General features: G+C 49.2%; 20 protein-coding genes. 6 read left to right on the top strand and 14 right to left on the bottom strand.

The features are described 5' to 3' along the window. Nucleotides 1-214 precede the first annotated feature (214 nt). Both msbA and hldE read left to right on the top strand, forming a co-directional pair. Complete coding sequence (msbA, locus tag NX720_RS17255; RefSeq protein WP_318654055.1) at nucleotides 215-2,032, top strand: lipid A export permease/ATP-binding protein MsbA; 1,818 nt, start codon at nucleotides 215-217, stop codon at nucleotides 2,030-2,032. Nucleotides 2,033-2,142: 110 nt separating this feature from the next. Next, complete coding sequence (hldE, locus tag NX720_RS17250) at nucleotides 2,143-3,588, top strand: bifunctional D-glycero-beta-D-manno-heptose-7-phosphate kinase/D-glycero-beta-D-manno-heptose 1-phosphate adenylyltransferase HldE (RefSeq protein ID WP_262596215.1); 1,446 nt, start codon at nucleotides 2,143-2,145, stop codon at nucleotides 3,586-3,588. Nucleotides 3,589-3,783: 195 nt separating this feature from the next. Here the strand turns inward: hldE and NX720_RS17245 are convergent, their stop codons facing one another. Together NX720_RS17245 and NX720_RS17240 are read right to left on the bottom strand one after the other, a co-directional pair. Continuing rightward, nucleotides 3,784-4,590, bottom strand: coding sequence for an aldo/keto reductase (locus tag NX720_RS17245; RefSeq protein WP_262596213.1), 807 nt, complete (start codon nucleotides 4,588-4,590; stop codon nucleotides 3,784-3,786). Further along, nucleotides 4,583-5,821, bottom strand: a complete 1,239-nt coding sequence (locus NX720_RS17240; RefSeq protein WP_262596211.1) for an NAD(P)/FAD-dependent oxidoreductase — start codon at nucleotides 5,819-5,821, stop codon at nucleotides 4,583-4,585. Before NX720_RS17240 ends, NX720_RS17245 begins: the two co-directional genes overlap by 8 nt. A 158-nt stretch (nucleotides 5,822-5,979) precedes the next feature. Here NX720_RS17240 and NX720_RS17235 point away from each other — a divergent pair, with 158 nt between their 5' ends. After that, complete coding sequence (locus NX720_RS17235) at nucleotides 5,980-6,714, top strand: YccT family protein (RefSeq protein ID WP_262596210.1); 735 nt, start codon at nucleotides 5,980-5,982, stop codon at nucleotides 6,712-6,714. A 2-nt stretch (nucleotides 6,715-6,716) separates the two neighbouring features. Then, complete coding sequence (gene rsuA, locus NX720_RS17230) at nucleotides 6,717-7,409, top strand: 16S rRNA pseudouridine(516) synthase RsuA (protein WP_262596208.1); 693 nt, start codon at nucleotides 6,717-6,719, stop codon at nucleotides 7,407-7,409. Between the two features lie 37 nt (nucleotides 7,410-7,446). On the opposite strand, the gene NX720_RS17225 is transcribed toward rsuA, so the two are convergent. The 4 genes from NX720_RS17225 to NX720_RS17210 all read right to left on the bottom strand — a co-directional run bounded on the left by NX720_RS17225 (nucleotide 7,447) and on the right by NX720_RS17210 (nucleotide 10,295). Further along, nucleotides 7,447-7,659: a hypothetical protein gene (locus tag NX720_RS17225; RefSeq protein ID WP_262596206.1), complete on the bottom strand. Its 213-nt coding sequence runs from the start codon at nucleotides 7,657-7,659 to the stop codon at nucleotides 7,447-7,449. 78 nt (nucleotides 7,660-7,737) lie between these two features. After that, complete coding sequence (locus NX720_RS17220) at nucleotides 7,738-8,694, bottom strand: CNNM domain-containing protein (protein WP_262596204.1); 957 nt, start codon at nucleotides 8,692-8,694, stop codon at nucleotides 7,738-7,740. Nucleotides 8,695-8,814: 120 nt separating this feature from the next. Next, on the bottom strand, nucleotides 8,815-9,366 hold the full coding sequence (locus NX720_RS17215; RefSeq protein WP_262596203.1) for a hypothetical protein: 552 nt from the start codon (nucleotides 9,364-9,366) through the stop codon (nucleotides 8,815-8,817). Between the two features lie 200 nt (nucleotides 9,367-9,566). Continuing rightward, nucleotides 9,567-10,295, bottom strand: coding sequence for a hypothetical protein (locus tag NX720_RS17210; RefSeq protein WP_262596202.1), 729 nt, complete (start codon nucleotides 10,293-10,295; stop codon nucleotides 9,567-9,569). On the opposite strand from NX720_RS17210, the gene NX720_RS17205 reads away from it, so the two are divergent. Further along, a complete protein-coding gene (locus tag NX720_RS17205) occupies nucleotides 10,280-11,854 on the top strand; it encodes a class I adenylate-forming enzyme family protein (protein WP_262596201.1) in 1,575 nt (524 codons plus the stop codon). The genes NX720_RS17210 and NX720_RS17205 overlap by 16 nt on opposite strands. 93 nt (nucleotides 11,855-11,947) lie before the next feature. On the opposite strand, the gene NX720_RS17200 is transcribed toward NX720_RS17205, so the two are convergent. The 8 genes from NX720_RS17200 to NX720_RS17165 form a co-directional block, all read right to left on the bottom strand. After that, a complete protein-coding gene (locus NX720_RS17200; protein ID WP_262596200.1) occupies nucleotides 11,948-13,858 on the bottom strand; it encodes a TonB-dependent receptor domain-containing protein in 1,911 nt (636 codons plus the stop codon). Beyond that, a complete protein-coding gene (locus NX720_RS17195; protein WP_262596199.1) occupies nucleotides 13,859-14,818 on the bottom strand; it encodes a cobalamin-binding protein in 960 nt (319 codons plus the stop codon). A 123-nt stretch (nucleotides 14,819-14,941) separates the two neighbouring features. Then, nucleotides 14,942-15,529, bottom strand: coding sequence for a cob(I)yrinic acid a,c-diamide adenosyltransferase (locus NX720_RS17190; protein WP_262596197.1), 588 nt, complete (start codon nucleotides 15,527-15,529; stop codon nucleotides 14,942-14,944). After that, a complete protein-coding gene (locus NX720_RS17185) occupies nucleotides 15,522-15,986 on the bottom strand; it encodes a GNAT family N-acetyltransferase (protein WP_262596195.1) in 465 nt (154 codons plus the stop codon). Before NX720_RS17185 ends, NX720_RS17190 begins: the two co-directional genes overlap by 8 nt. A 207-nt stretch (nucleotides 15,987-16,193) precedes the next feature. Then, nucleotides 16,194-17,465: a serine hydrolase domain-containing protein gene (locus NX720_RS17180; RefSeq protein WP_262596194.1), complete on the bottom strand. Its 1,272-nt coding sequence runs from the start codon at nucleotides 17,463-17,465 to the stop codon at nucleotides 16,194-16,196. Between the two features lie 257 nt (nucleotides 17,466-17,722). Then, complete coding sequence (locus NX720_RS17175; protein ID WP_262596193.1) at nucleotides 17,723-19,480, bottom strand: hypothetical protein; 1,758 nt, start codon at nucleotides 19,478-19,480, stop codon at nucleotides 17,723-17,725. A 110-nt stretch (nucleotides 19,481-19,590) separates the two neighbouring features. Further along, nucleotides 19,591-19,752: a hypothetical protein gene (locus tag NX720_RS17170; RefSeq protein ID WP_262596192.1), complete on the bottom strand. Its 162-nt coding sequence runs from the start codon at nucleotides 19,750-19,752 to the stop codon at nucleotides 19,591-19,593. A 72-nt stretch (nucleotides 19,753-19,824) separates the two neighbouring features. Continuing rightward, nucleotides 19,825-20,394: a hypothetical protein gene (locus NX720_RS17165; protein WP_262596191.1), complete on the bottom strand. Its 570-nt coding sequence runs from the start codon at nucleotides 20,392-20,394 to the stop codon at nucleotides 19,825-19,827. A gap of 200 nt (nucleotides 20,395-20,594) precedes the next feature. Between NX720_RS17165 and NX720_RS17160 the strand changes: the two genes are divergently transcribed. Beyond that, complete coding sequence (locus NX720_RS17160; RefSeq protein WP_262596188.1) at nucleotides 20,595-21,968, top strand: glutamine synthetase family protein; 1,374 nt, start codon at nucleotides 20,595-20,597, stop codon at nucleotides 21,966-21,968. Nucleotides 21,969-21,986 lie beyond the last annotated feature (18 nt).

Raw genomic sequence — 21,986 nt, 5'->3', positions numbered from 1 at the left:
ACCAATGAAAAATGCTCATAGCAATCGTCGAAATAGCGCGAATGGCGGCCAGTAAACACCCCCCAACCCTTCCCGTTGCCACCTCTCCCATCACCATTGCACATTTGTGCTAATATTCCCGACTCGCTGCTTTTTCATAGTCTTGACTCGGTTTGCATTGAGCAATGCTGTGACTTCATCCACAATAGCGAACACTTTAACTGATTGATTTTTAATGGCCATGTCAGAACCAGCCAAGGCCAGTGGCCTGCAGATTTATCTGCGGCTATTGACCTATGTAAAGCCCTACACCGGCTTCTTTGTTATCAGCCTGCTCGGCTACGCCCTGTTTGCATTAAGCCAGCCAGCTTTTGCCCGGCTGCTGGAGTATTTTGTAGAAGCACTGGAGGGCAGTCACGCCACCATCAGCAAAGACCTGGGTGGCTTTATCCCCATTGAAGTGTTTGCCTCGGCAGCACTGATACCCATCGTTATAACCGTCATTGCTATTTTGCGCGGTATTGGCTCTTTTTTAGGGAACTACTACCTTGCCAAGGTTTCCATGAATGTCGTCCACGACCTGCGCCGCCTGATGTTTAACCACATGGTGCAACTGCCTAATGAATATTTCGACAACAATAACTCCGGTCATCTCATAGCCCGTATTACCTACAATGTCAGCCTGGTGACCACTGCCGCTACGGACGCTATCAAAGTGGTGGTGCGCGAAGGTTTGACGGTTGTTTTCCTGATTACTTACCTGCTGATGACCAACTGGAAGCTGACGCTGGTATTCTTTGCAGTGGCTCCCCTGATTGCTTTGGTCGTGACCACAGCCAGCAAGCGTTTCCGCAAGCTGAGTTCAAAGATTCAGGACACCATGGGCGACCTGACACACGTTAGCTCTGAAACCATTAGCGGTTACAGAGTCGTGCGGGGCTTCGGCGGCGAAGACTACGAAAAAGGTCGATTTAGCGATGCCAGTGCCAAAAACACCCGTCAGAACCTGAAGATGGTTAAGGCGTCAGCTATTCACACCCCCACCCTGCAACTGCTGGTGAATTCCGCCCTGGCAATTCTGTTCTTTCTGGTACTCTGGCTGAAGGGTGATGCGACCACGGCTTCTCTGGTCAGCTTTGTGACCGCAGCCGCCCTGCTCCCGAAACCTATTCGCCAGCTCAGTGAAGTGAATGCCAACATCCAGAAAGGTATTGCCGCTGCGGAAAGTATCTTTAAAATGGCGGATGAAACGCCTGAACCTGATCACGGCTCTTTCACCTCCGGGAAAATCGAAGGTCGCCTGGAATTCAAAGATGTCACCTTCCAGTATCCCAATGCTGAACGTCCCGCGCTGGACAATATCAGCTTTACCGTAGAACCCGGTCAGACCGTAGCCCTGGTGGGTCGCTCCGGTTCGGGCAAAACCACGTTAGCCAATCTGGTACCCCGTTTTTACAATCACGGGCAAGGGCAGATTCTTCTGGACGGCACCGATATCGAAGACTTTGCCCTGAGAAACCTGCGCAGCCATATTGCCCTGGTTGACCAGAATGTCACCCTGTTTAACGACACGGTAAACCGCAATATCGCCTATGGTTTGCTGGATAAAACCCGTGAAGCCGACGTCAAAGCGGCTGCCGATGCGGCTTATGCCAGTGAGTTTATTGCCAACATGCCTGAAGGTTTTGATACGCTGGTCGGCGAAGACGGCGTGCTGCTTTCCGGTGGTCAGCGTCAACGCCTGGCCATTGCCAGAGCGATTTTGAAAGACGCCCCGATTCTTATCCTTGATGAAGCGACCTCAGCGCTGGATACAGAATCCGAGCGCCATATACAGGCGGCGCTGGAAGAGGTTATGAAAGGGCGAACCACGCTGGTGATTGCCCACCGACTGTCCACCATTGAAAATGCCGACCGGATTCTGGTGATGGATAAGGGGCAGATTATCGAAACTGGCAACCATGCTGAACTGCTGGCCAAAGGTGGTCACTACGCCAAATTGCACAAATTGCAGTTCAAGGAAAATCAGGAAGCCCTGCTGGAAGCGCTGTAATTACATTCGCCAGCCTGATACTGTTTTAACTCTGTTCGATATGAGGGCTGGTCAATACGACCAGCCCTCGCCTTCCAAAGGAAGGCAAAAATGAAAGTGGAATACACTGAATGAAATTGACTCTGCCCCGTTTCGACCAGGCCCGGGTCCTGGTGGTTGGCGACGTAATGCTGGACCGCTACTGGCATGGTGCGACTTCACGAATCTCTCCGGAAGCGCCAGTACCGGTTGTCCGTATTGGTCAGGAGGAAGACCGTCCGGGCGGCGCGGGTAACGTTGCTCTGAACATTGCCTCTCTCGGAGCGCCTGCATGGCTGATTGCAGCCACCGGTGATGACGAAGCGGCTGATGCCCTGCAAACCCGGCTCGAAGCAGCCGGGGTGTTCTGCGACTTTGCCCGCATGCCAGACACTCGAACCATCACCAAACTGCGGGTTATCAGCCAGCACCAGCAGCTGATTCGTCTGGACCGTGAAGAAGCGTTCCACAGCCTGAGCAGCGATATTCTGGAAGAGAAAACCGCCGCATTGCTGGATAACATTGATGCCGTGGTACTGTCTGACTACAACAAAGGCACACTGCAAAACCACCAGCAACTGATTTGCACGGCTCGCACCCGCAACATTCCGGTTCTGGTTGACCCTAAAGGTACTGACTTTAAGCGTTATCGCGGAGCCTCTGTGATTACGCCCAACCTGCAAGAGTTTGAGACGGTAGTCGGTCACTGCAAAGACGAACAGGAGCTGGTCGACAAAGGCCAGCAACTGATGCAGGAACTGGAGCTGGAAGCCCTGCTGATCACCCGCAGTGAACACGGCATGACACTGATCTGTAAAGACAGTCAGGAAGTTCACCTGCCTGCACGAGCCAGGGAAGTGTTTGATGTAACCGGTGCTGGCGACACCGTTATTTCAACGCTGGCAGCAGCGCTGGCAGCCGGTTCAGAGCTACCCCAGGCGGCGGCTATTGCTAACATTGCGGCAGGCATTGTCGTTGGCAAACTGGGCACGGCCACCATCAGCATGCCCGAGCTGCGTCGTGAAGTGAACCGGGAGCTGGGCGCAGAACGCGGCATTGTCACCACTGACCAGCTGATAATTGCCATTGAAGATGCCCGCGCCCACGGTGAAAAAATCGTCTTTACCAATGGCTGTTTCGATATCATCCATGCCGGGCATGTGGGCTATCTGGAACAGGCTCGCAGACAGGGCGACCGCCTGGTACTGGCGATCAACAGCGATAACTCGGTTAAGCGCCTGAAGGGCGAAGGTAGGCCTATCAATACCGAGGACCGTCGTATGGCGGTGCTGGCAGGCCTGGAAGCGGTAGACTGGGTAGTCAGCTTTAATGAAGACACCCCGGAAAACCTGCTGCATCTGGTTAAGCCCGACGTACTGGTAAAAGGTGGAGACTACAGCATTGACGAAGTAGTCGGTGCCGACATCGTTTACGAGTATGGTGGCGATGTGAAAGTGCTGGCGTTTCTGGATAACTGTTCAACGACCGCTATTGTTGAAAAAATCCGCACTGATGAGTCGGTAAAAGAAACGGCTTAGGGGAGCTGAAGATTAAAATATACCGCGGTTGGCGGTTGGCTGTTGGCTGTTGGCTGTTGGCTGTTGGCTTTATGAGCAGCTAATAGCCAACAGCCAAAAGCCAAAAGCCAAAAGCCAAAAGCCCGGTAAGTTATTGAATGCTGCGCTCCTTAGGCACATAGCGGGAAGGCCGGTTATCTTCCCGCTTCCTCCTGATCAGGACTGTTTCCTCAAAACCCTGGCACATGTTTCAACATTTTCCCGAAGGTGTTTTGGATTAATCGTCCCGATAATCGCCGAAGCAACCGCCGGGTGACCAAACACCAGCTCCATGCTTTTCTCAACCGGGTCCTCACCTTCCAGACAGGCATGCCCACTGGCCAGTGCCTTTTTAATTAAAATTCCTTTGTCGTGTTTCTCGGCATAGTCCAGAACCGGTTTTTCAGCCTGTTCATTAAGGTTATAAGTCACCATGGCAATATCGGATTGTTCCAGTGCCAGAATACCGCCGTCTACTGTTTTGGTAGACATTCCAGTAGCACGAACCAGACCTTCTTTCTTCAGGTCGGCCAGCACTTCGAGACAACCATACTGCTGAATAATATTGATATCATCGCCACTGGAATGAACCAGTACCATATCAATGTAATCGGTCTTCAGTCGTTTAAGGCTGCGCTCAATACTGAACCGAATGTACTCCGGTGAAAAGTCAAAGCGGGACTCACCCTCAATAAACTCTTCACCCACCTTGCTGCAAATCACCCAGTCCTGACGCTGGCCTTTCAGCAGTTTGCCCAGTCTTTTTTCACTGGTGCCGTAGGCGGGTGCCGTATCCAGCAGATTAATGCCCAGGGACCGGGCCAGAGCCAGCAAATCGCTGGCCGCCTGATTGTCAGGAATCTTAAATCCCTGCGGGTATTTCACCTGCTGGTCCCGCCCCAGCTTGACGGTGCCAAAGCCAATAGGCGACACCGCAATGTCAGTACCGGGTACAGGCCGGATTGGTAACAGGGGGTCAGTCAAAATGCTTGCTCCAGAACTGTTCACAGACTTGGGGGTGTTTCAGGTTTGCTGGCAGTGCAAATTCCTCATTGCCTGAAGGTTGAATACTGTCTGCGCCAAGAAGGTTACCCACTTCGTCCGCAAGGTTCGGAGCCAGCGCCAGCTTGGTCGGCCAGGTGACAATGCCATTGCCCATCGATTGACAGAAAGCGGCATCCGGACGCAGCAACCTGGACTGTTTAGGCTCTGCACGATTAACCCGCAAGGTTGACCACTGGGCGTTATCGAAGTTTACCCAGGGCAGGATATCTGCCAGTTCCCGACGCGCCACACGAATCTGTTCTTCCGGCGTACGCTCTACACCATCTTCAGCAATCTCACCGCCCAGATACCAGACCCACTGGCCGTCTTCTGTCGGGTGGCTGGTCACTGTCATCCGTGGCACCGTTTTGATACCCAGGCAGTGGGCATAAAGAGGATCAGGATGGGTGTGCTTCACCATGACCATGTGCAACGGACGCAGCTGCATTTCTGGTTCGCTGATGCCCCAGCGTCCCATCAGGGTACGTGCGCCTTCACCGGCAGTCAGTACAAATTTGCGGGCATGGATTCGATAGGTCACATTGCCCTGAGTATGCTCAATAAAGGCAATCTCACCATTATCCGTCACAAGACGTGAGTCGCCACTGTCAGGGGTCCAGTCAACCTTCAGAGTGCGGGACTCCAGCCCTCTGACCAGACTTTTTACCACCGTCTGAATATCCAGAACAATCTCGTTCAGCTTATAAACCGTGCCACGAAAACTGTCGTTACGGAAAATCGCTGGCAGACTTTCACGCTCTTTGACCTGGTTCACACGTCCGCGTAGCGCCTTGCTGGCAAAGAAGGAGGTCATGCGTGACGCAATATCACCCGGAGACCACAGATAGTGGTATTCAGACAACACTTTCGCATCGCTCAGGTCAACATCCCCCTCTCCGGCCAGGGCATCGCGCCAGCGCTGGGGCATACCGGCAATGCAATCCGCGGCCTTGGTCAGATTGCCAGACAGTGTGTACTTGGTTCCGCCATGAACAATGCCCTGGGACTTGATCGTCTGTCCGCCTCCCAGGGTTTCATCTTCCAGCAGCAGGGCCTTATAACCCTGTTTGTTCAGGGTATTAAACAGCCAGAGCCCGGCGATACCGCCACCGATGACCACAACATCTGCGTTAATATCGGTCACGTTGCCTGTTTCTACGGTTTGGTTCATAAGTATGATTAGTTAATGTTAAGTGCGGCAAGTATAAGTAGTTAGCATCAAGAATTCACGCCCTGAAAGCCCTCAGCAGAGACATTCACACTTGCTTTTGCGGCATCTCTGCGGCATTTTGTGCCTCCTTTGGATATTTACTGATGAAGGTTGTTATCATGCGAGTTGCTACGCAAGCTACTAAGAAAGCTGCCAGTACATTGCAAGCCCTGCTGTTCCCGTTTTTCACCCTGACATTAATAAGCTTGCCCGCCTTTGCCGAGCTGAACAGCACTCTCAAACTGCCCGCCAAAGCAGAGCTACTGGTGCTTGACGGCAAGGCTGCTAAAGACCTTGACCTGCACCGGGGCGATTCCATCAAACTGACTAAAAAGCGTCACCAGGTGGTCTTTGAACTGAAAGAAACCCTCGGCTCTGGTGATCATATTGAACAATTTACTTCCAGACCTTTTGTGATCAGTTTTCACCCGCTGGACGGTCATCACTATATGATTGAAGCGCCACGATTGATTAACAGACGACAGGCTGATGCCATCAACCGCGACCCTGCCAGCAAAATCACCGTGGTGAATGAAAAGCAGGAAGACGTTCCCTTTGAGATTGCGACCCTGCCTTCCCGTGGTATTCAGATTGGTCGCAACTATGCTGCCGATGTCCGCAAATTTAACCTGAGCGATAACGAAGCAGCCTTCCCGGAACTGGCTGGTGTTCAGATGGATGAGTTTGCCAACGGCTTTGCCAATGCCCAACAGGATAGCTCAGTTTATTCCGGCGCCAACAACAATACGCCGGAAGAAAACGTTATGGCTGAACGCATGCTGAAATACTGGTACATGGAAGCTGACAGCGCGACTCGCAAAAGCTTTCTGGACTGGGCGACAAAGCAGAAGTAACCATGCGCCTTGATAAATATTTGTGTGAAAGCACTGAACTCAGCCGGGCAGAAGCCAAACGGCTGCTGCGTGGCGGAGAAGTCACCTGCAATGGCAAGGTGATCAAAACCGGCAGTTTCAAAGTACCGGAAGCGGCGGAAGTGCGAATTGAAGGCAACCTGCTGTCTTTACGTGGCCCACGCTACATCATGCTGAACAAGCCGGTTGACTTTATCAGCTCTACCGCGGACGACGATTACCCTTCTGTCCTGAACCTGCTGGATATTGATAAAGTCAGCACCCTGCACATTGCCGGGCGACTGGATGTGGATACCACCGGCCTGTTGCTGATCACTGACGATGGGCAGTGGTCGCATAAACTGATGTCGCCCAAAAAAGTATGCGGTAAACGTTATCGTGTGGAATTAGCGGACCCCATTCAGGACAGCGCTATTGAAGCTTTCGCCAAAGGCGTTGAGCTGCGTAACGAAAAAGCCGTTACCAAACCGTCAACGCTGGAAATACTGTCGCCCACTGAAGTGCTGCTTACCATTACCGAGGGTAAGTACCATCAGGTTAAGCGAATGTTTGCTGCACTGGGTAACAAAGTAGTGGGGCTGCACCGGGAACGGGTTGGTCAGATAGAGCTGGACGAAAAGCTGGCTCCCGGTGAGTGGCGTTATTTGACTGAAGTTGAAATTGATTCAGTCAAATAGCGTAAGGCTCCCGGTGGGAACCGTTGTCAAGCGCAAGTTATCTGGAAGCAAGGTTATTAACGATCTGGATAAGTAGTTCTTCTATTTTGTCCAGCCGTCGATCTTGCTGTTTAAGGTGCTGATCAACTTTCTTAAATTTGTCTCGTTGCTCATTTAAGATAAGTGCGATAGTACCTTCAACACCGGTAAGTACCTGATCCCAATGAACATGGTTCTCTTCAAGCGCTTTGACTCTAGCTTCAAGACTCATACTGCATACCTTTCTTGTTGCTTATTAATTGTGCGGAGACTGAGCATAGCAGAAACTGAGCAGCGCATAGCATGGAAATCAGGCGCTCTGGAGAATCGCCCGATAGATCTGCTTGGCAGTCACCATTCGGGTTTTCTCCGGGTCGGTACCACGCAACAGCGCAACCGATGAACGGGTTTCATGCAGGGTTTGCATCGCTTCCAGCAAGGTGACGTCAGGCTCCAGCCAGGCCACCTGCCTGGCCAGCTCGCCCACTTTCTTATCATAATGCCCACGTATCAGGCTACTGGTCAGATGCCGGTAGAGAACGACGCCCGTCGTTTTACCATTATCAACCACCAGGTAGCGCTTATAAGGCTGATCCAGAACCCGCTCCTGAACATTACCCAGGGTTGCCTCAGCTTTCAGGCAAACTGTTGGACCTGAGCCTTCCGGAAGACTGCTCAATGTCGTGCGGTTAGAAGTCAGTGCCTGTTCCAGCAGCATACGTTCATCTTTGGCAATAATGCCCGTCTTGCCGTAGTGGCGAATAATACCTTTCAACTCATCAAGGGTTGGCTTTCTCTTGTCTTCAATGCCAAACAGCCGGGTCCACACCAGAGTAAAGCGAATAACCGGCCGTAACAGGAGTGCCACAAAACGAACAAAAGGCGCTGTGTAGTCCAGTACTTTGTCGGCCACCTGTACGGCATACAGTTTGGGCAGAATCTTGGCAAACACCAGCATGCAGTAAGTCAGCAAGGCGGTAAAAATCGCCAGACCAAGGTCATTAAACTCACGGGCAGCCATCGCGCCAATAACAGAGCTACCGGCAATACTGATTAACGTAATCAGCACCACCATAGACGACAAATGTCTATCTTTTTGTCGAATAACGTATTTGATATCGTCCCGGTTTTTTGGCTTGTTTTTCGAGCTGTTTCTCAGAATGGTCGCCAGTCTCAATTCATCAACATAAATAATGGCAGATTCAATCACAGACAGGGCAGCGGTCAGCAAAACAATCAAAGCGGCAACAACTACTACAAGAAGCATCCTTGCTCCTCCTCAGGGTCGGTTCTGGTGAAGTGGTCAGAACTGTTAACTATCGGCATCACCCATATTTTCTTAGCCCTTTATATTTAACATACGTACAAAACTTCCGTTTGTCTTGGCTTATAACAGGGAAAGCTCCTCAAGTATCTCGTGATTACCTAAGCAAGCAGCCTGAGCGGTCAAATCGTTGTAAGTGGATGAGCCTGAAAGGAAGGCACAGATATGTACATTCTTTTTCCCTTCGTGTTCGCTTACAGGGCCACTGAGAACTGGTTCTGGTTTACTGGTTCGTTTTGGGTAACTCCCAGTCATAGGAGGGCCTGCCATCCAGGAAGAATCAGAAACTGACACCATGCTAAAAACAAAACCTGGCACCAGGTTATTAGCAAAAGGGCCTTCCGGGTTCTCGTATGTTTCGAAATGAAAGTATAAATAGTGGACTCCGTTTTCTGTTTTTATATAAAAACGTATGACCCCATCTTTCTTAATGGCTGCAACATAAGAGACTACCCCTATTACCGGATCAAGATTTATGTCTATTGTCTGGTCATCGTGAACATACTGAAAACGGTGGCTTTGACCTTCCAGTTGGATTAGCTCTGCCAAAGCCGCTTCAGATATCACCAGCCATGAAAACTGGAACACAATGAATAGTACGCTTTTTCTGAACACTTACTTCTCCTGATGTGATTTTTTATTGTTCGGGTAATATAGACCTGAAGAAGCGACAATGCTGATTAAAGTAATCAGCATCACCATAGACGAAAAATGCCTATCTTTTTATCGAATAGCGTATTTGATATTGTTCCGGTTTTTTGGCTTGTTTTTCGAACAGTTTCTCAGAATGGTCGCCAATCTCAATTCATCTCGGCTTATAACATGGAAAGCTCCTCAAGAATGGTATACTTGCCTGAATAACAACGATTGTATATCTTCCAGGTGGATTCAGGTTGAGAGGCCGGATTGTTAATTCTGATATCCCTCAGTGATTGACAGTTATCGCAGGAGCTTTCAGAAACATCTATTGTTGTCCAGGTTCTTGTTTCCTGCAATTGCGTATCAATACCTCGTAAAAGACCTCTTGGAAGTTTAATGATAAGAGGTAAGTTATTTGAAGTATCTGATGATGTGGAAGCTGCAGAAAAGTACTCAGCCGTGGTTACTACAGCTTTGAAATAATCGGCGAACAGTCCAGGATAAACGGGGAAATAATAAGCGTATAAATAACGACTGCCATTTTCCGTTTCTACATAAAAACGTGTATATTTTGTCAGCTTGACGGCTGCAATATAATTGACTCGTCCTATTGCCGGATCAAGGTTTATATCTATTGTCTGGTCATCGTGAACATACTGAAAACGGTGGCTATAGCCTTCCAGTTGGGTTAACTGTGCCAAAGCCGCTTCTGATATCACCAGCCATGAAAACTGGAACACAATGAATAGTACGCTTTTCCTGAACACGAGCTTCTCCTGATGTGAATTTTTATTGCCTGAGCAATATAGATCAATATTTATTGATGCAGCAGGTTGAAAAGCTCGCAAGGCCCCGATAACAATAGCAACAATGAAAATGGAGCCTGCTAATGACCCCTCTTGCACTCGAAAAAAATCTGATTGAACGGATCGCCCTTGGCGACATGTTGCGACGGCGATCCCGTGACGCTGCCAATAAAACGGCTATGGTTAGCTACAGCGAGCACGGCCGCAGCACAATGACTTATAAGGAACTGAATCAGCTCAGTAACCAGCTGGTCAGGGGGCTGCGTGAACAGGGCATGGTGCAGGGGGATTCATTAGCCTTGCTGGCTACCAACAGCATTGAATTTTTTGCGGTACTGTTTGCCTGCTACAAAGGTGGGTTTATCGCCATACCCATTAACTTTTTACAGGCTGTGGCAGACATCCATTACAACCTGTCAAAAGCTAATGTAAAAGCTGTCGTGTGTGAGCCGCGCTTTGCACCATTAACGGTTGACGGCTCCTTAACCAACATTAGTATCCGGATATCCATTGGTGACAGTGAAGGCCTGACACTGGCTCAGCTGGCAGCCGGTCAGGACAGTCATGATATCGACGATATTATCATTCATGACCGTGACACGGCTCATATTATCTTTTCCAGCGGCACTACCTCAAAACCAAAGGGAGTAGAAACCTCGCACCTGTCAATGTACATGGCCAGTTTGAGTAACCCGCTCAGCTTTGGTTTCAATAAATACGACAGCCAACTGGCTGTTTTACCCACCTTCCATTGTGCGTCACTTTCCATATGCATAATGACACTGCAACTGGGTGGCAAGCTGGTTCTGTTGCCACAGTTTGAACCGCTGAACGTCGCCCGGGTTTTAGAGGCAGAACAGATACAAAGTACAGCGCTATTACCCGTTATGTGGCAGGCGCTGCTGGCATTACCCAACCTGAAACAGTTTGATTTCAGCCAGCTCACCGCAGGACTGTATGGCATGGCTCCCATGCCAGCGTCCAGTATGCGAGAGCTGAAAGCCGCATTTAAACGTTGTCGATTCCATCTGGTCAGCGGTCAGTCTGAGTTCACGCCATTCTCCTGTACCTTTTATGACGACAGTGATACTGAGCTTGATGAAGCGAATTACTGGGGCGTTCCATCCATGATTACCGACCAGGCAATTCTGGATGAACAGGGTAACGAGTTACCACCCGGTCAGCAGGGAGAAATTTGCTGGCGTGGTCCACTGGTCATGAACCGGTATCTGGACGATGTAGAGGCGTCACGAAAAATCCGTGAGCATGGCTGGCATCATACTGGCGATCTTGGCTTTATAGACAACTGTGGTCAGCTGGTTTTTGTTGACCGGAAGAAAGACATGATTAAATCCGGTGGTGAAAATGTAGCGTCAGTAAAGGTTGAGCAGGTTCTGCTTTCGGCACCCAGTGTCGTTCAGGTAGCCGTTTTTGGCGTCCCTCACGCACGCTGGAGCGAAGCGGTCTGTGCTGCTGTAAAAATCGCCCCCGGCCAGACTTTTAATAAAGCCGATATAATCCAACACTGCAAAGCCCGGTTAGCCGGATTTGAAGTACCCAAACGAATTGTCTCCGTCGAAACCTTCCCTGTCACGGCAACCGGTAAAATTCAGAAAAGCACGTTAAGGTCTCAGTACGAAGCGTTGTTTGATGAATAAGTTCAAGCTTCCAAACCGGGAGATGACTTGTCTCTGGAAGCGTTAGGAGCAGACCGCCCCTTTAATACCAAAAGGGGCGGTCTGCCGGGTGGATTAAATCTCTGGAGACCAGATAACACTTACCAGACCAGCCCTTGGCTCTTTCCGGTAACCTTTCACCTCGTAATACTCTTTGTCGAGCAGGTTAGTCAGCTTGGCTTCCAGCTTAACTTCCTTGCTGGCTTGCCAGGCGGTACGAATATCAAAGGTGGCAAAGCCAGGAGCACGGTCTTTGTTGGCAGTATCGTTATATGAATGCCCCTGAGCTTTCGCTGTTGCGCCAAAGCTCCATTTGTTCCACTGATAGTCTGCGTCTACCACCAGATTTTGTTTTGCCCTTCTGACCAGCACCTTGTCAGTCTTCGTATCCTTAGGGTCAAGCAACGTCAATGATGTCCGAATATTCCAGCCAACCAGCTGAGTGTTCAAAGAAGCCTCAAATCCTCTTATTCTTGCTTTGTCAATATTAGATGGCGTAGTTTTCCGACTGTCTGGTTTCACTGGAGCCCAGTTAATCAGGTCATCAATATCATTCTGAAAAACAGATACTTCCCAGCGCCCAATTGAATGGTTGCCTTTCAGTGTCAGCTCAGCATTCGCAGATTTTTCAGGCTTAATATCAGGGTTGCCAACACCATAGCCAGTGTCAGGATAATAAAGATCGTTAAAGGTTGGAGCCCTGAACGCTGTGCCATAGGAAGCAACCAGCCTCATCGCTTTGGGCAAATCGTAACCATAAGCAACTTTACCAGTCGTGTTCCTGCCATAAGCTTCATTCTTGTCGTGTCGTACAGAAAGTTGCAGATCGCTGCGCTCAAACCGTGACTGGTTCTGAACAAACACGGCTGCGTTATAGCGAGAGTCTTCTTTTTTGCCGGTTTCAGGGTTTACAAACTTGTCGGTCTTATCCACAAAATCGTTGTAATAATCCAGCCCAAGTGTCAACAGCTGAGAGTCGTGCCATTCCAGATCATTCTGCCAGAGTAAAGATACCCGGCGGGTTTCTATAAAGCTCGGCTTAAATGTCACGGTATCAGGAACGTTCTCTGCACGCTCTTTGCTTTTGTTTCTGGTATAGCCAATATCTACCCGGGAAAACCATTGCTCACTAACCGGTAACGAATAATACGCTGCCAAGGACGTATTATTGAAAAGGCTGTACGCACCATAAGGGCTAGGAGTACCTTGATATAAAGCTGCATCATATTCAACTTTACCCTGAGCATGAGAGAGACTCACCCCTGCTTCTGCACCATTATCAAACTCGCGGGAAAGGCTCGCAGAAAATGATTTATTGCGATACCCATCGTCATCAAGGTTGGCACCCTTATTCGCACTATAATCATCATTGGTAAAGTCATAACCACCGGTTTCATAGAGCTTGGCACCCACATTAAAACGGGTCGCTCCTGACTGACCACCGGCATTAACACCAAACTCATGGGTTCCCATATTGCCGACACCGGCCCTGAGGCTAACGTGAGGTTTGCCCTGCCCCTGACGGGTAAATATCTGGATAATGCCGCCTACCGCATCAGCGCCATACAGGCTGGCACCCGCACCTCTGACTATTTCAATACGTTCAATCTGATCAGGATCAAAAAACTGTAATTCAGGTGTTCCAGTCGTTAAACTGTTCACTCGCTGTCCATCGACCAGAACCTGGGTTTGAGCGCTGGCAGTACCCCGCACAAAAGCAGATGTAACAGAACCCGGGCCACCATAGGCTTTAATCTGTACACCGGGTGTTCGAGCCAGCAATTCCGGCACACTGGAAGCCTGACTCCTCTCAATCTCCTCACGGGTAATCACCGTCACCGGTGCCAGCGCCTGATCTACAGTCTGGGCCGTTCGCGAAGCAGTAACCACCACATCATCCAGACGATACACGTCGTCAGCAGCGATGGAAGCATTAACAAAACCGGCTATAGCCACCCCAATGGCTGCCTGCAATTTATACGACATTTAGTGTTTACCTTGTGCTGTGCTGTTTTCAGCATTCGACACAGGTGTCAGCTCAGATTTTTTCTTGAAAGCCCTGACATCCTGTAATTGTTGACAAAGAACTTCGGCACCCTTCAGGACTCTGGGGCTTGCACGGGTAATCAGGTCGCCGGGGATTGTGAACAGAAAGCCATTTTTGACGGCTTTTATCTGCGGGTATTTTTGCCAGCGACTTTGGATGTCGAGGCCGCCCTGAACACTTTTCGAGCTGACGATGGCATCGGGATTTTGTGCCAGCACCGCCTCAATGCCCACTTTGGGAACCCTGGGGCGAGCCGTGGCAAAAACATTGACGCCTCCGCACAACTCAATCACCTGACTGATAATCTGATCACCATTGACCGTCATCAACGGATTATTCCAGATTTCGAAAAACACATTCACAGGTTCTGCCTGACTAAACTCTTTCCTGATCGACTGATAGTGCTGATAGAAGGCATCGGCATTCTTTTCAGCCACAGCCTCTGTGCCCATGATTTTCCCCATGCGTCGTATAACCGATGCGATACCGTCAAAATCAATGGGGTCGGCGTAGAAGACATTCAGTCCGATGGTTTCCAGTTGAGCTGATAACCGTGAATCATTGCCTCCTGACCAGATCATCACCAGGTCAGGCTTCTTTGACAGAATCGCCTCAACACTGGTGTTCGGATAACCACCCACTCTGGGCAGCGCCTGCACCGCTTCCGGGTAGTCACTGTGATCATCAACGGCTATCACTTTGTCGCCACCACCAGCGGCATACACCAGTTCTGTGACACTCGGAGCCAGAGAGATAATGCGCTGTACCGGTTTAACCGTACACACCCGCCGATTCAGGTCATCCTGAACACAACGGGGCGATTCTGGCGCAGAAACCTGATCAGCAAGACCAGTGACTGAAAGAAGAGATAAAGCCAGAAAGAAAGCAATGGGTTTCATGACTTCCCTGAGGTTGGTCGAAGTTAATTCCCCCGTCTTTCAGGGGGCGCACATCATAACGAAACTATAGTTTTTATGCACCGGGGTTTTTATGCATCGGTTTTTTTATGCACTGGGAAAAATTTACAGTTTGCTTTTAGGTGATGCCCGCCATAACACTTCCCCGTCGTTCTGTCTTGCGCAATGCCGGGACAACACATACATCACATCAGACAAGCGATTCAGGTAAATCAGCAAGGGGGCATTAATCTCTACACCAGACTCCTGCAGTCGTACGACACAGCGCTCTGCACGCCGGGCAACGGTTCGAACCATATGACAATGACAGGCCGTTGTGCCGCCACCGGGCAGAGTAAAATTGGTCAGTGGCGGTAAAGGTTCATTCAATTCATCGATCAGGCTCTCCAGGGCTTTGGTGTGTTCTTCCTGAATCAGCTGGTAGCCGGGCATTGCCAGTTCGCCCCCCACATCAAACAGTCGGTGCTGAATCTGCTCAATGGTCGACAACTGCTCCGCCGTTACGTCACCACTGGGTCTTAAGTGGTTTAACAACAGGCCCATCCAGCTGTTCAGCTCATCCACTGTACCTATGGCTTCAAAGCGCGCATCGCTTTTGGAAAATACCTGTCCATCGCCCAGCCTGCTGGTGCCTTTGTCGCCAGTGCGGGTATAAATTCGGGTTAAGCGATAGCCTTGTTTTTTATCAGTCATTGCAGAGTTCTTTTGACATGAATTTGCTATAGGGGTCTTCTTTATATTCACCAAAGGGCGAGCAAAATACAAAGCCATATTTTTCGTACAGCCGATGAGCTGCATGGAAAAAAGACATGGAGCCCGTTTCCAGACTGATGCGTTTGTAACCACGCTCGTTAGAGATATTGAGAATGTGCTCAAGCAGCAAAGACGCTACACCTTTCTTTCTGAATTCAGAAGCGGTGCGCATGGATTTGATCTCAGCATGATCCGGGCTTAACTCTTTTATGGCTGCGCAGCCTGCCAGTTTGTCGCCCTCCCATACTGACCAGAATGTAATTTCAGGAGACTTTAGCGCTTCAATATCGAGAGCGTGACTGCTTTCAGGCGGAGAAACAGACCTCATGTCGTCTAAATGCTGTGCAAGGAAATCAGCGATTAAAGGGCTGGTAAGGTCATCAATTATTATTTTCATCGATTGTTCATTTGAGTTTTCACTCACCCTGTCTTAGGGGCGCAGCATTCAATAACTTACCGGGCTGTTGGCTTTTGGCTATTAGCTGCTCATACAGCCAACAGCCAACAGCCAACAGCGGTATATTATGTTCTGCTGCTTCCCTTAAGGGTGTCGCAAAAAGTTTTAAACTCTGTTTGCGACACCTTTCTCAGATGGGTGAAGATATTACTTCAGAGCATCCAGCAACGTTGGTACCACATCCATGAAGGTCATGGCTACAGTGCGAACTGCCTGCATTTCGTCCTGTCCACCCGTGGTGGCAATAACGATGCCTGTTGATGGTTCGCCAACCACTACCTGACCGTGGATACCAACAAATGTCATGAAGCGATGGCCACCAACATTCAGTACGCGAATCTGATCTTTGTACCAGGCGTCAGCCAGCAGCTGGGCGAACCCGTCATATTTCCATGCGCTCTTCACTTCATCGTTACCGTTCATCAGGTTGTCGATGAACGCTTTGGAAACAATCTGCTCGCCCTTACGGTTCTTACCGCCGTTGACCATAACGTCCATCATGATAGCGGCATCACGGGTGGTCGCGTTCAGGCCGCCAGAGCCAACCCCTTCACCCTGAGAGTTGGATTGCAGGTAAGCGTTGTTCTCAAAACCAACACGTTGCCAGAGCTTTTCTTCCATCACCTCAGCCAGAGACTTGCCAGTGACCCGGGTAATCAGCATGCCCAGCATTTCAGTGTTAGCACACTGATAATCAAACGCCTCACCGGTTTCTACATCGGTGCGCTTACCAAGGGATTTACCAAAGTCGAGAACAGACTTCAGTTCCGGATAATGGTTCTTGCCATTCCACTCCTGAATATTGGTCATACGTTCATCCCAAATTTTGCCCGGCGTGAACTCGATCTTGATGCCAGAACGCATGTCAGCCACTTGCTGAACGGTCGCTTTTGCAAAAGCCGGTGATGCTTTCAGCTCAGGCACATATTGGGTGATCGGCGCGTTCATATCCACCAGCCCTTCATCAACCAGTGTCTGCAAAGTCAGCATGGTGAAAGACTTGGTCACGCTCATCATCAGGTGGGTATGGTCTTTGTGCATACCAGACCAGTAGTATTCATCAACCAGCTCGCCATTCTTCAGCAGAACCAGTGACTCCATGTTCAGGCGGTCACGCAGAATAACAGACAGTGGGTGTTCACCATCTACATCCATCGCGCTGGCAGAGTCCAGATCGAAGCCTTTTGCTTTACCCAGATCATGAGTCCAGTCGCCTTTGGACATTTCCACGCTATGGGTGAACTTGTAAGCATTCTTCATGGTCACTTTGGCAGAGCGACCACTGTCCCAGTTCTCCTGGGTAATTCCCACCATTGCCGCATTGTTAATAAACTCTGCATCGGGTTTGTGAAACGTTGCCGCCTGTGCGCCAACGGCTGTGGTCAATGCGATAAGGGTAGAAATTACTGTCTTTTTCATACCTGACTTCCTTTTTTACTGCTTACTCCGGAACGTCACTATTTACAGGCCATGGTGCGATCAGCATCAGAGCGATCACATTATGACTATTAGCGAGTTGGGGATTCGGAGGATATTACTAAATGGAATCAGGCACAATGTCGTAATTATCCAGAACAGCAAGCAGCAAGACAGCCCTGCTACCTGCCTTTATTTATTTATGCTCCTGATGGAAGGCCTCCACGCTTTAGAAAATAGAATCTGCCCAGACCTTCCGGCTACTTACCAGGCGACTTTATTCTGGCACAAATTTCCTCGGCGGTTTCCTCAGTTGCTTTAATAACATCATGTCTGGTCAATGGTAATTCAGGGTCGAGGCCAAGCCTTCTGAAGCAGTCGGACTCGGCTTTTCCATAATCAGACAGGACGTAGCGCTTACCTTGGATAGAGGCTTCGACCTCCACTCCGAATTCATCCAATGACCTGCGGGTTCGTGCCTTCAGGCAAGCTTCCTGTACAGCTAATTCCAGTTTAAGTTCTTCCTGAGTGGTGGTTGCTTTAGTGACCTCTTTTGCCCTGCCAAACCCTTCTAAACACGCTTCTGCACTTAGATACGTAAAGAGAAAAGTGCTTATCGGGATAAACGACATTGGATCAACCACCGGAAAACCCATTGAAGGAGCGTAAACTGCTATGGCTGTGTTTATGAAGAGGTAGCTTCCCATTAGTGATGTATATTTTAAGGGGAAAAATCTCGGTAGCTTGACCGCTTTTTGTAATGCCATGGCCCGGGCTATTTTTCTTTGAATGGCTTTACGGGCCTTAATCTCTGCTTTACCCGTAATCTGGCCGGTTGAAGCCCCTGCGCTATTATTCATAACCACTGGGTTGTTCAGGGCACGCCCGGCACCCAATCTAGTGAGCAGGCCTGGTTTCAGCAGTCGACCGGGAGCAGACGCCAACGGTTGAATCCGTGTGTTTTTGGGTTTATCAGAAGGAACCGATGAGTTCTGTGTTTCTTTTCCCGCTGAGGTTTCTGGTCCGGAACTATTCCGGGAGCTCTCTGAAGCGTTGCTGGTGCCGTCGCCAGGACTTTTTCCCTGATTATTTCCAGAACTACTGGTACCACCATCTACAGGAAGGCTGTTTATCAGCCCTGAAAATATAACATTGAGGTTTTCAAGATGAATGCTGGTATCCGGGGCCAGCACCAGATCTGGATTTGTGGCAGCATTTAATTGTTCTCCGGACCTGATTTTTTCAATCTGATCTTTAAATTCCTGCTCTTCTTCTTGTGAGAGCCCGTGAATCAGCTTAAAAGCAATAGCTTGTTCAGTCTGTAATGCTGAATCGTCAGATGGATTTGATAAGGAGACTTTAAGCAGACCGGATGCTCTTTGAATAGCTGCCTGAACTTTCTCCTGGTCTCTTAACTGCTTTGAAAGGCTCTGTTTTAAAGCATGCTCCTGATTAATGTGCACGGATAGAGGATCCGTCGATTGCCCAGTGCCTGCCTGAGGCGCATTTGACAGGGGCGGATAGTGCACTGTGACAGCCTGATTGGTGGCGATGAAGACTTTAGCTTCTTTGGTTTCCGGCAGTAAGATGTCTATCTCTGCATGACCGTGTTTTTTGTTGCTAAAACACTTCCACTGTTTATTTTCATCAGGTCTGACTGCCTTTGTCGTGCATAGGGTATCTGCTGACAGCCTCAGACTATCAGCATCAGCATCAACATCAAAAGGGTAAGGACTGGTTATCCTGACAAAATTCAGTGGTGAGCCACTCTTTTTTAACGGCAGGTCTGCGATCTGATCAAGACTTTCTTCTTTTCTACCCCGTACGGGCAAAACATTTAGTGACTCTGAATACTGACTCCTTTGAAACATGCTGGCAGACCAAATATTTAAAAGATTGCCAGGCAATGGATTCAGAACACCAGCCCCGCCACTGGACAGTACTTCCTGAGAGTAGCTTATTGTTAGCAACGCTCCTAAGAAACAAACAAACAACGACGATTGTGTATTTGATAACATTGTTTTATGTTGTGCGGTTGTATAAAAGAAATACCAATATAGAGTATTTTTAATCGTTAAGAGGATGAATATTGAAACATAAAGCCTCAGGATGAAAAAAGTACATGGTATTAACTTGATTGCTGCTCCTCTAACCCCACCAGACCTGCGAGCAAAGCCACGGGAATAAATAACTTTTGGACACTGACAACATTGACCCTGATCAGTTTACAGACCAGAATCAATGCACTGGCTATCGTAAAATCCGTAACAACTTCCCATATACCCATCATACGACTCTTCTCTCATAATTCGCTTTTTGATCGTAGTCTTGCCTGATAAGGCGGAGAGCAGTCGCACCAGGCCTATTGAAAATATACGCAAACAGGTTGAGCCCACGGCTCATTAATTTTTCCAGTAGCCTTGAGATAAACATACCCAGCTCCCCCATCCTCAAAACTAACCATTTTGCTCACAGGCAGCAAATGTTTAACAGGCGGAAGGAAATTACTTTCATGAAGAACAGAAGTTGGCTGGTAATGGCCACTACAATTATCCCAGGCAAACATGCTGTCATTTTCAAGGACTAACTGTCCTGCGTACAAAACCGGACTGTTGCGGGTGATAGACGTGTGCCCCAGTACAAGCACAGGAGGATATTTCATTAAGTAGATCTCATCACTGGTGCTGTTGACAATTCCCTGAGCGCAGAATACCTGAGTGGGATGTGATAGGAGAACCACAAAAATAAATACTTCGGGGAGGGTTACATGGAGTATTTTGTCATCAAAAGTTCTTCGTAAATAATAGGTTTCTCCAGATCGACATAATTCGCATAGAACCCGTTTAGGTGCGATTTTATACAATGTCGGAAGGCCACTTTCTATCGTGGTAAGTTGAGAGCGAAAGTTCAAAACTTGTTCAAGTGTTAACACTCTAAGCATCTCCCGGGAAGACATTAGCATCAGCCCTTATAAAAGTTTATGCTGCAAACGTAATAGTCACCGGAAATAACTTCTTGCTGGTCATTACTCCTGCTTTTTCTTTAAGCCTCCGGGCTTCATGCTGCTTATTTTCAGGGAAGAAGCGCAAAATACAAAGAGGAAACTTCGATGGCTGATACCGGTGTAACCTCATGCTGAACCCCAGAAACGTCAAAACCGTAGCCGACGCCAGACAAATCGTTGAAAAACGCAAACTGACCCATGTGAAAGTGGGCCTGTTTGACAATGACGGTATTATGCTAGGCAAATACATGAGCAAAGAAAAGTTCTTTTCCTCTCTGGAAAAGGGTTTTTCCTTTTGCGATGTCATTCTGGGCTGGGACAGCAAAGACCAGCCGTACGACAACGTTAAGTATACTGGCTGGCATACCGGATACCCCGATGCTCCTGTCAGAATTCTGCCAGACTCCTGTCGTGAAATTCCCTTTGAAGACGGTATGTTGCTATTTCTGGGAGAGTTCTGTGGGCAGGCTGAAGCCATTTGCCCCAGGGGCACGTTACGAAGGGTTATCCAAAAGGCTGAGTCACTGGGCTTTGAGGTTCATGCCGCTCTGGAATATGAGTTTTTCCTATTCAAAGAAACACCGGATTCCGTCCGCGAAAAAGGTTTTCGCAATCTTCAGCCTTTTACGCCGGACTGGTTTGGTTATTCCATTTTGCGCAATTCGGTACACTCTGACCTGTATCAGCAAATTCTGTCGCTGTCCCAGACCATGGACTTCCCCCTGGAAAGCGTTCATACCGAAACCGGCCCCGGCGTTATTGAAGCAGCCATTGCCGTAGACTCTGCCACCCATGCGGCTGACAAGGCCGCACTGTTCAAAACCTTTATCAAGGTGCTGGCGCAAAAGAATGAATTAATGGCGACCTTTATGGCGAAGTGGTCAGCGGACTATCCGGGTCAGAGCGGCCATATACACCTGTCTCTGCGCCATTCAGACGACAATCGTTCGGCATTTTATGATTCAACCCAACCGCATGGAATCAGTCAGATTCAGCGGCACTTTATCGCTGGTCAGCAGCGCCTGATGCCGGAGTTTCTTACGATGGTTGCCCCCACTGTGAACAGCTATACTCGAATGATTCCTGATTTCTGGGCACCTACCGACGCCACCTGGGGCGTCGAAAATCGCACAACCGCACTGCGGGTGATACCCGGTTCTGATCAGTATCAGCGTGTTGAATACCGCCTTGGCTCTGCCGATGCTAACCCTTATCTGGCGCTGGCAGCTGCTCTGGCTTCGGGCCTGCACGGCATTATTAATAAGTGGGAACCCGGCGATCCGGTACAGGGCAATGCCTACGAACAACAACACCCTGAGGAGCTTGCTCTGCCCGCTACGTTATGGGAGGCAGCACAGCGATTTAAACAGTCTGAATCGGCGCGCTCAATGCTGGGAGACGATTTCGTAGACCATTACGCCGCCTCCAGGGAGTGGGAAGAAAGAGAATTCAGAAAACACATCACTGACTGGGAGATGGATCGCTACTTCGAAATTATTTAATCGCCAACAAACCCTTAA

Origin of the sequence: Endozoicomonas euniceicola, from assembly GCF_025562755.1 — a bacterium.
Taxonomy (GTDB): domain Bacteria; phylum Pseudomonadota; class Gammaproteobacteria; order Pseudomonadales; family Endozoicomonadaceae; genus Endozoicomonas_A; species Endozoicomonas_A euniceicola.
Note: the sequence above shows the minus strand (reverse complement) of the source record. Positions and strands in the feature narration are given on the sequence as shown.

Coding starts and splice junctions, on each gene's coding strand:
- msbA (WP_318654055.1), top strand. CDS start 215: ATGGCCATGTCAGAACCAGCCAAGGCCAGTGGCCTGCAGATTTATCTG.
- hldE (WP_262596215.1), top strand. CDS start 2,143: ATGAAATTGACTCTGCCCCGTTTCGACCAGGCCCGGGTCCTGGTGGTT.
- NX720_RS17240 (WP_262596211.1), bottom strand. CDS start 5,821: ATGAACCAAACCGTAGAAACAGGCAACGTGACCGATATTAACGCAGAT.
- NX720_RS17235 (WP_262596210.1), top strand. CDS start 5,980: ATGCGAGTTGCTACGCAAGCTACTAAGAAAGCTGCCAGTACATTGCAA.
- rsuA (WP_262596208.1), top strand. CDS start 6,717: ATGCGCCTTGATAAATATTTGTGTGAAAGCACTGAACTCAGCCGGGCA.
- NX720_RS17225 (WP_262596206.1), bottom strand. CDS start 7,659: ATGAGTCTTGAAGCTAGAGTCAAAGCGCTTGAAGAGAACCATGTTCAT.
- NX720_RS17220 (WP_262596204.1), bottom strand. CDS start 8,694: ATGCTTCTTGTAGTAGTTGTTGCCGCTTTGATTGTTTTGCTGACCGCT.
- NX720_RS17205 (WP_262596201.1), top strand. CDS start 10,280: ATGACCCCTCTTGCACTCGAAAAAAATCTGATTGAACGGATCGCCCTT.
- NX720_RS17200 (WP_262596200.1), bottom strand. CDS start 13,858: ATGTCGTATAAATTGCAGGCAGCCATTGGGGTGGCTATAGCCGGTTTT.
- NX720_RS17195 (WP_262596199.1), bottom strand. CDS start 14,818: ATGAAACCCATTGCTTTCTTTCTGGCTTTATCTCTTCTTTCAGTCACT.
- NX720_RS17190 (WP_262596197.1), bottom strand. CDS start 15,529: ATGACTGATAAAAAACAAGGCTATCGCTTAACCCGAATTTATACCCGC.
- NX720_RS17185 (WP_262596195.1), bottom strand. CDS start 15,986: ATGAAAATAATAATTGATGACCTTACCAGCCCTTTAATCGCTGATTTC.
- NX720_RS17180 (WP_262596194.1), bottom strand. CDS start 17,465: ATGAAAAAGACAGTAATTTCTACCCTTATCGCATTGACCACAGCCGTT.
- NX720_RS17175 (WP_262596193.1), bottom strand. CDS start 19,480: ATGTTATCAAATACACAATCGTCGTTGTTTGTTTGTTTCTTAGGAGCG.
- NX720_RS17170 (WP_262596192.1), bottom strand. CDS start 19,752: ATGATGGGTATATGGGAAGTTGTTACGGATTTTACGATAGCCAGTGCA.
- NX720_RS17160 (WP_262596188.1), top strand. CDS start 20,595: ATGCTGAACCCCAGAAACGTCAAAACCGTAGCCGACGCCAGACAAATC.